Source organism: Nitrospira sp. (genome assembly GCA_016873435.1).
Classification (GTDB): domain Bacteria; phylum Nitrospirota; class Nitrospiria; order Nitrospirales; family Nitrospiraceae; genus VGXF01.
Genome location: VGXF01000012.1, coordinates 34,960 through 45,225 on the forward strand (window position 1 = coordinate 34,960; position 10,266 = coordinate 45,225).

The window sequence follows — 10,266 nt, forward strand, 5'->3', positions numbered from 1 at the left end:
GCATGAAACCGACCGTCCATCCGCATCTGTTTCTGCTGACCGGTCTGCTGTGGCTCGCAGGCGCCTGCGCCCTCGGCCTGCTACTCTTTCTTGGGATGACGATGGGCCAGGGGTACGGGCAGCATCTGCGCCCGCTCCACGCGCACGGCGCCCTACTTGGCGGCGTGATGCAAATCGTCGGGGGCCTCCTACTGGCCGGACGAGACCGCGCCCCATCCGCGCCCCTCGTCTTCGCCGCGCTCAATCTCGGGACGATCGGCCTGCTGGCCGGACAAACGCGGGAGGACGCGATATTGATGAGCGCGTCCAGCCTGCTGTTTCTCAGCGCGGTCATCGCGTTGAAGGACGATCTTATCCGCCAGCTGCGTCTTAGCGCGGTCGGCGGCCCGCTGGGCTGGTGGTATTACAGTGTGGCGCTGGCGTCGCTAGCAATCGGCCTGCTGGCCGGCGCCGCTATCCCGTTTCGCCTGCTACCGCCCGACTCCATCGGGCAGGGCCGACTGGCACACATCCATTTCCTCACGCAGGGCTTTCTGCTGTTGATGATCGTGGGCGCCATACACGCCCAGTTCCCTGGCGGGGTCAACGCCAACCTGCACAGCACGCGGGTCGCCCAGACGACCTTTGCGCTGCTGCCCTCGGGCATTGTGACTCTGATCGTCGGGTTTCTGTTGAGCGATCACTGGGTACAGATCGCCGGCGGGCTACTGATGCTGGCTGGCGCCGCTTGCTACAGTTATAACACCACGCGGACCTGGATGAGTGTGGGACGGGCGGGCCGCGCCGGCACGGATTTCAGCCTAATCGCGACGTTCTTTCTGGTCGTCGCCAGCGTCTGTGGAATCGGCGTCTCCGCTAACGCTCTGGGGCAGCCGCCCTACGTACCCCTTGGCTCGCTGCACCTGATGGCCTACACACACCTGGCGTTCGTCGGCTTCATGCTGCTGTCCGTTCTCGGCGCGCTGATCAACCTACTGCCGCGCCTGCTGGCCGACGAACGCGCGCCCAGCAACAAGAAGCGTGGTCCCTACGAGGCGACGCTGACGGCCCTGGCCGCGCGGGGGAATCCGATTCAGCTCTGCACGATCAGCACCGGCGCGATGAGCCTCGTTGTCGTCGCCGCCCTTGTCTGGCAGTATCCGCTTAGCTCGCCACCGGTGGCCTATGTCGCCTGGGCCGGCGCACTGCTGCTGGCGACGGGGCTGGCGCTGTTCGTCGGCAACGTCGTGCAGCTTCTCCTCGTCAAGCCGGAAGACTAGCAGAGAGGCGCCCCCATGCCTGTCCAGGAGACGCCAGTTTGCTTTACCGCCAACGGCAATCGCCGCGTTGCGGCCCTGCTGACGATCCCGGAAGGCAAGACCGACCACGTCGTCCTGCTCTCGCACGGATTTCTCACCAACAAAAACAGCACGACGAACAAGACACTCACGCGCACCCTGACCGAACGGGGCCTAGCAACCCTGCGGTATGATTTTTTTGGCCACGGCGAGAGCGACGGCCCCTTCGCGAACATCACTGTGGACGCGGCCATCAATCAGGCACTCGCTGCGCTCGACTGGCTGGCCGCCAATGGGTACAACAAAATTGGCATGGTCGGCTCCAGCTTCGGTGGACTAGTGTCGACCCTCGCCGCCGCACAACGTCCGAACATCAGGTGCCTCGGACTGAAATGCCCCGTGGTGGACTTTCCCGAGGTCCTGCGCTTGGAGTTCGGTGAAGCCGGCATGGTGCACTGGAAAGCGCATAACGAAATCCCTGACGTGACCGGCGGCTCGAAACCCCTCTCGCTGCACTATGCTTTTTATGAGAACGCACTCACCCACGACGGCTACACGGCCGCTGCCTCGATCCGCATCCCCACGTTGATCGTGCAGGGCGAACGGGACGAACTGGTGCCGCTCCATCAAAGCCAACAACTCATGGGCCTCCTGCAAGGCAAGCGGCAACTGGAAGTACTGCCGGGTGCTGACCACGGCTTTACCAAAGGGGACGATTTCAAAACGATGACGGGTTTGTTGGCCGACTGGATAGTGCAACACCTTACATGAATAACCTGCGCGACGAACAGATCGAAGTGCTCAAGGCCCTCTATCCGTCTTACAAGGCCGAGGTCTACCGGCGACGCGAACAGATGATGAAGCTCACCGCCTTCGCCTGCTCGTTCCTCGTGCTCCTGCTGATTACGATGCTAACCGCGCCCGGCTCCGACCGCCCCGCCTTCACCACGGTCCTCTTTGCGTCCACCGGCGTGGCACTCTTCTCCAGCCTCTTTGCCTATCTGGTGCTCCAGCAGCGTGACCGCCACCGCATGGCCAAGGAAGCACTGATCGAAATCGAACGGCTGCTGGGGCTCTACGACGAAGGACTCTTTCTGCAAGGCAAATCGCTCTATCCGGAAAACTGGCAGACCGACTGGCAGGCTGACCGCAGCGTGACCGTTTACCTGGCCATGCTGATGACCCTCACCGTGCTGGTCATCGCGGCAGTACTCTTAAGAATGTAACCCGTGATGAGTGTTGAGGGGGGTAGACGAGACGCCCCTCCCACTGCATCACGCCTCACGGATCACCCGTCACCGGCCTGGCACAGCGGAAGCCCGTGTAACTGTTGCGCGTACCCGGTGGAAGTTTAAAGCGGCCGTACGTCAGCATATATTTGGCCATGTCCGACCAGGACCCGCCGCGCAGGACTTTGAACTGGCCCAGCTCAGGGCCTGATGGATTTTTCTTCGGGCTTTTCTCGTAATAATTGCCCTCGTACCAGTCCTGCGTCCATTCCCAGACGTTTCCGCCCATGTCGAAGAGACCGTAGGGACTTTTCCCCTTCTCGTAGGTACCCACCGGCTGAAGAACCTGCTCGTAGCTGAACCGGGCCCCGAGCCCATGGTTGGCGAGGTCCGATGCCGGCTTCTGCACGCCCCACGGATAGGGCCGCTCATCGGTCCCGCGCGCAGCCTTTTCCCATTCCGCTTCTGTCGGCAGACGCTTGCCGGCCCAGTGGCAATAGGCCTGCGCGTCCTCCCAATCCACGCCAATCACTGGTCGATCGCCATGCTCAACCAATTTGACCGTCTCCCAATACGCTGGCGGGTCGCGATGCGTGGCTGCAAGAAACCGGGCATAGCGGGCCACGGTGACTTCATACACATCCATTGAATAGGCATCAAGATGGACTTTGTGGCGCGGCCGTTCATCTTCGAGCGCAGCCACACCGTCCAACCCCATTGAAAATTCACCGGCGGGAATGGCGGCCATCGACGTATCATCACCCCGCACGGTCGCCTCGTTTTTCTGCTTGCGGAGCTTGTTGATCTGCGCGTCGACTGAAATGGGAAGGCACGCCACACAGACAATCAGTACGGCTGGCCACCCACGGCCCATCAGAGAATCGTGCCCCCAACGACCCAGTGGCGATCATCAATCACGTCGATCAAGAGCCGCGACAGATTCATCTCAGCCAACTGCGCTGCCACTTCGTCTTCGGTGAAGGCGGCTAGAAGCGAATTGTAAAAGTCTCGCCGCAAAATCGCCAGCTCAGTAGCGGCATAGCGATTCACAATGGCCTGTGCGGCCTCCGGTGATTCGGGACGCACCAGATCCATGACCAGCACGCAGGCGCCCGGCTTGACCTGCGTCTTGAGGCCATGCCAGAACTGCAAGGGATTGGGAATGTGATGCAGGAGCGAATTGGAGAGCACCGCATCAGCCCGTTCGGCCAGTGTCAGCGCCTGTATCCGCTCGCACTTCAACGCAATCTGCGCAGCCAGACCGGCCTCTCTGACTGCCGCCTCGGCCAGCTTGATCATCGGCAGCGAGGCGTCCACCGCCGTTACGCGGCACTTCGGTAGGGCTTTCACAAAACGGATTGGAATATTGGCCGGCCCGCAGCCCAGATCGAGTACGTGGCCTTCAGAAAAGTTTGGGAAATACTCGCGGAACAGGTTGACAAAAGCCTGGTTCTCTTCGTCAAAGTCAGCCTTGGCATAGGCAGACGCCTGCTCGTCATCATCCATCAGCTCAGGCTCGAGGACGCGCTTCATTTTCGTTCCTCGAAGCACGTGATGCGTATCTCGTCACACGTTAAGGAAGAGTCTTGCTTCACGCTTCCACCACCACCGGATCGCCCTGCTTGACGGTTCCTTCAGCCAGCACCTTCGCGTAGACACGGCTCCAACCCGGATGGGATTTTTGCGCGATGCGCGAGAAATCGCCGTCCTTAAACCAGCAGGCGTTGTGTTTGCACGGCGCCGTGTAACTCAGGACTTCCACCCGCACCTCGTCCCCCACGCGCAATTTGGTTCCCGGCTCGACATGCTTCCAGACGAGTCCGGCAATCGTGAAATTCTCTCCGGCTGACCCCGGCGCGATCGAATGGCCCTCCTTCCGAAGCGCTTCGATCAGTTCCAGCGCATAAAGACAGATCGCGCGGTCCGGCCCCCCGTGAACTTCGAGATTCCGTTGCCGGTCGCCTTCTACGCCGTGCTTGGTGACACGGGCCCTTGGTACCGCGCGTTTGGGGACACCGCCAGTGGATACGCTGATTTGATGTAAATGCGGATTCGTCATACACCTCCGTCACATGAGTCCGGCTTGAGGATTTGCACTGCCAGCCAGCCAGCCCGTTCTTTCGACGCGACGATTACGCCGCCCGCTTCTGAAAACACTCCGGCGATCTCGGACCGGTCTTCCAGCAGGACACCCGACACAAGCACACGCGCGCCGTGCGCGAGCAGCGGCTCGAATAACCGCCCTGCCTCCAGCAGCGTGGGCCGGTCAAGATTGGCCAGAATCAGATCAAACGGATGCGATCCCAGCGCGTCCAGCGTGGCGACCCGCAAATCAAGTTCGGGACCGAACCGATTGTCCGTCGCATAGTCTCGCGCACAGTCGATGGCGACCGGATCATTGTCGATGCCTATGGCAGCCTTCGCGCCCAGCTTCAACGCCACCATGGCTAGAATGCCGCTGCCAGTACCGACGTCCAACACTCGCTCGCCGCCGTGAATGCAGTCCTCCAGCCACTCAAGCAGCATCGCCGTCGTGGCATGGTGGCCGGTGCCAAAGGCCTGCTTGGGATCAAGCACCAGTTCGATGTCACCAGATTGCAGTTCCATGCGCTGCCAGCTCGGGCGAAGCACAATGCGCCGGCCGATGCGAATGGGGGTGACCGACTTCGCCCACTGCTTGTTCCAGTCCTGTGCGGGCACCTGATCCACGGTAATGGATACTGACGTGTCTCCGCACAGACTCAACACCCGCTTGAGCACAGCCAGCCGGTCTGGACTCCACCGATCTGCCGGCCAGTAGAGCCGCACCGCCCCGTTCTCTTGCCATGCACCGGAGACAGCGGGATCGCCCAGCAGACCGAGCACCTCGCCGGCATCCGCTGATCCCGTCCATCGCACTTCGATCCAGTTCTGCGCCATACGATCACGTGACGGGCATTGTACCAAGCCGGTTCAGAGGGGACCATCCCCAACTTGACAGGCCCCATCGGCCTTCCTGAGTTGCTGCCGTTCCGGGGACTCGCGACCGAGACCCTCACATGAAGACATGGCTACGATGTATTCTTCGCGCGATGCGGGCGCTGGCGGCCTACACGTTCAAGGGTATGCCGAAGGCACCCCCAATACGACATCGACCATCACCGGCACCACGTCCGGCAAGTCGTAGTTCGAGGGCGGCCTGGTCAAGAAGGACCAGACGACGCGGGCCGAGATGCGAGTGGCGCGCGATCACCTGAGCGCGCGACGCGCGAACTAAACTAATGGATTCTTGTCGGCTCGGCCCGTCGGGCGTGCGTCCGCCGGGCCAGGCTGCTTTTAGCGCAGCATTAAAATAATGGAGAGGCACACGCTGGCATTGTTCACCATATGCGCGAGGATTCCCGGCAGGATGCTCCCGCTCCGCTCGTAGACCCAGGCCCACAGTAGTCCGCTCCAGAGCACGCTGATGAACCCCAGCAACCCGTAGCCGTGCGCGACGGCAAACACCGATGCGCTAATCAACGCCGAGGCGACGAATCCGAACCGCCGGCGCAGCGTGGCAAAAAAGAGTCCGCGGAAGACGATTTCCTCGAACACCGGCGCGAAGACGATCGTTTCGACCAGGCTGGTGGCCAGCTCCATTCCATCTCCCCAGACCAGCGCCTCATCGAACCCCTCCGTCCAGTGGCTGCCGAGTCCCATCGGCTGCGTGATCATCGTAACCAGCCATTCGACCAGCAATCCAGTGGCCGAGACGATAGCCACCAGCCGCCAGCACCGGCCCCAGCGGCCCCGCCGGGGTATCCACCCGACGCCCGCCCGCAAACCCAGTCCAGCCGGTTCCATCAAATCGCGTCGCGCCAGCAGCAACAGTGGCAGATAGGTCAGCGGCATGGCGAATAGACGGAACGATGGGGGACCGATCGACAGAATGCTCAGCAGTAGCCCGATCCACAGGGCGCCGCCACGAATCAGTACCGTTGCGCCGGCCGAGCCGGGCCAGGGCGGCGGCATCATGGCCTCGCCGACGCCCCACGTTTCTTCCCGCGAGTGCGCGCGCGCCAACACCCACCCCAACAACGCCACGCCCAGCAGTATCAGCCCCAGATCCAGTCCCAGCAGCAGGCGCGCGCGCACGAGCAGCCGGTCGCTGCGCTCCGCCAGCCCACCCTGGACTTCTGTGAGCCACTTCTGATTGCCCGCGCGCGTGGCGAGGCTCAGCGCCAACCGATCCCCAAACCATCCGAGTGGAATCGTGCTCTCCAGCTCGTCCCGCAACGCACGCGCTTCGTCCGGTGCCAGCGTGTCATCGTGTAAATAAGCGGCTCCCAACAGACGCGCGTAGACCGGGAAGGGATCCGGCAACTGGGTCCAGCCCGCGATCTTGTCCTCGACGAGATCGATCCGGCCCGCTTCACCCTCAAGAATTGCCAGATAGGCCTGCGAGAGTGGTTTGCCGGATTCCACTGCCAGCTCCTCATACCATTCGATCGCCTGGGCCTGATCGTCTGCCCATCCGGTCGTCGCCTCGTAGAACAGATGCTCCCAAAGGGGGGTCTGCGCGATTGCATAGTCCAGATCCATTGTGCGATTGACGATGAGGGAGAGGGCCCGGTCCGGATCGGCAACGCGCTGGAGACGCGGCGTGGAGAGCACCAGCCCAGCCAGCATGAGGATGCCACCAGCCAGCACGAGGGCGGCCAGGCCCGTCACCAGCCTCGGCCAGAGCGGCTGCGACGGCTGAAGAGGGAATTGGGCTGCCGGTGCGGGCGCAGGCGTTTGTGAAAAATCGGTCTCCAAGGCTGCGCAGTATAGCATCCCAAACGGCCCCTCTGCCCCCTCGACATCGAAGTGGAACGGCCCCCCCCCGCTTCTGTATACTGTTGATGCTATGAACCAGCAGGAAGACCGCCCCCTCACCGACCGCCGTTACGAACGCGCCGGATATCGGCTGCTAAAATGGGCCCTGGCCTGCCTGACGATCGGTCTAATCGCAGGAGGCTTCTTCTGGTGGCTCAATGAATGGAAAGCCGCGCAGGAGAAACCCCCGACGCTGGCGCCTCAAGTGGTGGCCGACTATCTCCACGCCGTCATCGAAGCGCAGCGCACCGTCTACACGACCAAAGTCATCGACCCTCTGGAGGCCAAGGGTGTGCATGCTGAGGAACACTGGAAGCAGCAGAAGGCCCTGCCGCTGCCTGCGCAGATGGTCCTCGAAAGCGGACGTCTCGTGGCCCAGACCAATCTGGGCATCAAATACCGTTTGGCCAGCCTCACGCCCATCTATGTGTGGAACGCGCCGGCCAATGATTTCGAGCGCAAGGGACTTGAAGCTGTAACCAAAACTCCCAATCAACCCTACACTGGGTTCGTCAGCGAAGGTCGCAACCGATACTTTAAGGCCATCTATGCCGACAAGGCCTTCTCGGAAGCCTGCGTCACTTGCCACAACGCCCATAGCAACAGCTCGAAAAAAGACTACCGGCTCAACGACGTGATGGGCGGCCTCATCATCACGATTCCGATCAACGAATCATGACCGTCATGACGAAGGCGGGCTATGCCATCCAGCACGTGCGCGTGGTGGACGGACTTGGACGGACTTGGCCACGGGCGACCGTTGTGATCAAGGGCGACCGCATCGCAACCGTGGACGACGCGAAATCGCCGTCCATCCCACGCGACGTCACGCGCATCGACGGCCGCGGGCTCACGCTGCTACCGGGCCTCATGGACTGCCACGTGCACCTGTGCCTGGGCGGGGATGCCGACGTGGTCAAGACCGTGCAGGGGGACGATCCAGCGCTGACCCTGCTGAAGGCTGCGCGCTATGCGAAGCAGACGCTGGAAGCCGGTTTCACAACCGTGCGTGACGTGGGCTTCCGTGACCATGCCGTGTTCCAGCTCAAACGTGCCATCACCGATGGACTGCTGCCCGGTCCGCGCATCGCCGCCGCGGGAAGAGTCATCTGCATGACCGGAGGCCACGCCCGCTTCATCGGCCAGGAGGCTGACGGACCCGAAGCCGTGGCCGCCGCCGTCCGCGAGCAAATCGCCGCCGGCGCCGAGGTCATCAAGTTCATTGCCTCCGGCGGCGTCCTCACGCCGGGTACGTCGCCAGATGCCGCGCAGATGACGCCGGAGGAACTCTCGGCGGGCATGCGCATCGCGCGGCAGGCCAACCGGCGCGTGGCCGCCCACGCGCACAGCGCGCAGGGCATCAAGAACGCGATCCAGGCCGGTGCCCATTCAATCGAACACGCCACGCTCATGGACGACGAAGCGGCCGGCCTGATGAAGCGTCATGGCGCATACATGGTCCCGACCCTCTCGGCCCTGGCCACCACCGCTGCCTGCGGCCTGTCGTGCGGCGCGCCGAAAACTGCCGTTGAGAAAGCCACGGCCATGGTGTCGCGCCACAAGACCAGTTTCAAGATGGCGCATAAGGCGGGCATCGCGATCGCGATGGGAACGGATGCGGGGACGCCGTTCAATTACCACGGCGAGAACGCGCAGGAATTAGAACGGATGGTCGCGCTGGGTATGACACCAATGGAGGCGATCATCGCCTCGACAGCATCGGCGGCAGCGCTGATCGGGGTTGCAGATCAGGTCGGCACGATCGAGCCGGGCAAGCTGGCCGACCTGATACTGGTCAAGGGCAACCCCCTCTCGACGATTACACTCTTGCAAGACAGAAAAGGGCTTGCCGGCGTGATGCAAAATGGAAGGTTCGTTGCAGGACCGCTTTCTAAACTGTGACCGATGCCTGCAGCACGATGAAGTAAAATTCCCTCCGCGGTGCATCGTTCATACTTAACTCCGTTCATACAGCAACTCCATCGCCGAGCCGATCCCAGTGAGGCGGCCGTTTTGGAAGACCTCCTTGAAATGCTGGTGCATCGAATTGACGGCCGTCGCGTCGTCCTTCTTAACGACGCCCTGTGAGACCATCATCTGCACCGCCACATCGCACAGGCGCTCGGCCCGCATCTCCATTTCGGCTGTGACGAATTCTGGCAGCAGCTCCTTCGCCCGCTCGCGGACAATCTCCGCCTTGAACGTATCGTAGCCCTGCGCCTTGACAGTCCGCGTACGCAGGACCGACAGTTCCGCCTTGATCCGCTTCGTGTCCCTGATGAGCAGGGCAAACAGTTCCTTGCGCCCCTCCTCGAACAGCTTCTCCTCCATCTGCTGGAGGATGAGCCCCAAGTCGGGCGTCTCCGCCCGCACTTCGTCGCCAAACCGTAGGCGGTCGTAGGACCGGCGTTTCTCGGGATCGCCGACGATCTCGTAGGCTTCGTTGATCTCCCGGATTTTCTCCTCGGCCGTTGCACTGCCGGGGTTGCGGTCCGGATGGTACTGGAAGACGAGCTTCCGGTAAGCCTTTTTGATCTCCTCGTCGGAAACATCGTATGCCACGCCGAGGGTGTCGTAAAAATCCTTTCGCCTCATGAGGCGGCATGATACCAGATGTGCATTGACTTCACGAGAATCTGATACAGCTCTCAATGCGATGGTCCGCATTCTTGTGTGTCTGTCCATCCTGCTGGCCCTGCTGGCCGCTGACCTTCAGGCCCAGACCGAAGAGGGAAATTCGCTCACTGCACGGCTGGCGCCGGTGTCCGGCGCGAGCATGGTTAAGGACGTCGCCCGGCTGAGCGGACCCGATTTCAACGGTCGGCAGGTCGGCACTGCGGACGAGCTGCGGTCCGGACTCTCTGTTACCAACTGGTTCAACTCGCTCGGTCTCGCCACGGTCGTCAGCGGCGGGCCGCATG

General features: G+C 62.2%; 12 protein-coding genes. 6 read left to right on the forward strand and 6 right to left on the reverse strand.

The genetic code is table 11. The features are described 5' to 3' along the window. The first annotated feature begins 2 nt into the window (after window positions 1-2). The 3 genes from FJ248_07610 to FJ248_07620 are packed head-to-tail and all read left to right on the forward strand — an operon-like array spanning window position 3 to window position 2,503. Complete coding sequence (locus FJ248_07610) at window positions 3-1,259, forward strand: hypothetical protein (protein MBM4120746.1); 1,257 nt, start codon at window positions 3-5, stop codon at window positions 1,257-1,259. Between the two features lie 15 nt (window positions 1,260-1,274). Beyond that, window positions 1,275-2,048: an alpha/beta hydrolase gene (locus FJ248_07615; protein MBM4120747.1), complete on the forward strand. Its 774-nt coding sequence runs from the start codon at window positions 1,275-1,277 to the stop codon at window positions 2,046-2,048. After that, window positions 2,045-2,503: a hypothetical protein gene (locus FJ248_07620; GenBank protein MBM4120748.1), complete on the forward strand. Its 459-nt coding sequence runs from the start codon at window positions 2,045-2,047 to the stop codon at window positions 2,501-2,503. The genes FJ248_07615 and FJ248_07620 overlap by 4 nt, the downstream gene beginning before the upstream one ends. Window positions 2,504-2,558: 55 nt before the next feature. Here the strand turns inward: FJ248_07620 and FJ248_07625 are convergent, their stop codons facing one another. From FJ248_07625 to FJ248_07645, 5 genes are all read right to left on the reverse strand, one after another. Next, window positions 2,559-3,380, reverse strand: coding sequence for a formylglycine-generating enzyme family protein (locus FJ248_07625; protein MBM4120749.1), 822 nt, complete (start codon window positions 3,378-3,380; stop codon window positions 2,559-2,561). Next, window positions 3,380-4,039 carry a class I SAM-dependent methyltransferase gene (locus FJ248_07630; GenBank protein ID MBM4120750.1) on the reverse strand — a complete coding sequence of 220 codons (660 nt, stop codon included), beginning with the start codon at window positions 4,037-4,039 and terminating at the stop codon, window positions 3,380-3,382. The genes FJ248_07625 and FJ248_07630 overlap by 1 nt, the downstream gene beginning before the upstream one ends. A gap of 58 nt (window positions 4,040-4,097) precedes the next feature. Continuing rightward, a complete protein-coding gene (locus tag FJ248_07635) occupies window positions 4,098-4,565 on the reverse strand; it encodes an MOSC domain-containing protein (protein ID MBM4120751.1) in 468 nt (155 codons plus the stop codon). Next, complete coding sequence (locus FJ248_07640; GenBank protein MBM4120752.1) at window positions 4,562-5,425, reverse strand: 50S ribosomal protein L11 methyltransferase; 864 nt, start codon at window positions 5,423-5,425, stop codon at window positions 4,562-4,564. Before FJ248_07640 ends, FJ248_07635 begins: the two co-directional genes overlap by 4 nt. Before the next feature lie 396 nt (window positions 5,426-5,821). Further along, complete coding sequence (locus FJ248_07645) at window positions 5,822-7,303, reverse strand: CPBP family intramembrane metalloprotease (GenBank protein MBM4120753.1); 1,482 nt, start codon at window positions 7,301-7,303, stop codon at window positions 5,822-5,824. Between the two features lie 73 nt (window positions 7,304-7,376). Between FJ248_07645 and FJ248_07650 the strand changes: the two genes are divergently transcribed. Together FJ248_07650 and FJ248_07655 are read left to right on the forward strand one after the other, a co-directional pair. Further along, window positions 7,377-8,024 carry a DUF3365 domain-containing protein gene (locus tag FJ248_07650; protein ID MBM4120754.1) on the forward strand — a complete coding sequence of 216 codons (648 nt, stop codon included), beginning with the start codon at window positions 7,377-7,379 and terminating at the stop codon, window positions 8,022-8,024. Continuing rightward, on the forward strand, window positions 8,021-9,247 hold the full coding sequence (locus FJ248_07655) for an amidohydrolase family protein (protein ID MBM4120755.1): 1,227 nt from the start codon (window positions 8,021-8,023) through the stop codon (window positions 9,245-9,247). Before FJ248_07650 ends, FJ248_07655 begins: the two co-directional genes overlap by 4 nt. Window positions 9,248-9,301: 54 nt before the next feature. Here FJ248_07655 and FJ248_07660 read toward each other — a convergent pair whose 3' ends face one another. Continuing rightward, window positions 9,302-9,940, reverse strand: a complete 639-nt coding sequence (locus FJ248_07660; protein MBM4120756.1) for a hypothetical protein — start codon at window positions 9,938-9,940, stop codon at window positions 9,302-9,304. A gap of 61 nt (window positions 9,941-10,001) precedes the next feature. On the opposite strand from FJ248_07660, the gene FJ248_07665 reads away from it, so the two are divergent. Continuing rightward, window positions 10,002-10,266, forward strand: a 265-nt coding sequence (locus tag FJ248_07665; protein ID MBM4120757.1) for a hypothetical protein, incomplete at its 3' end; no start/stop codon positions are given.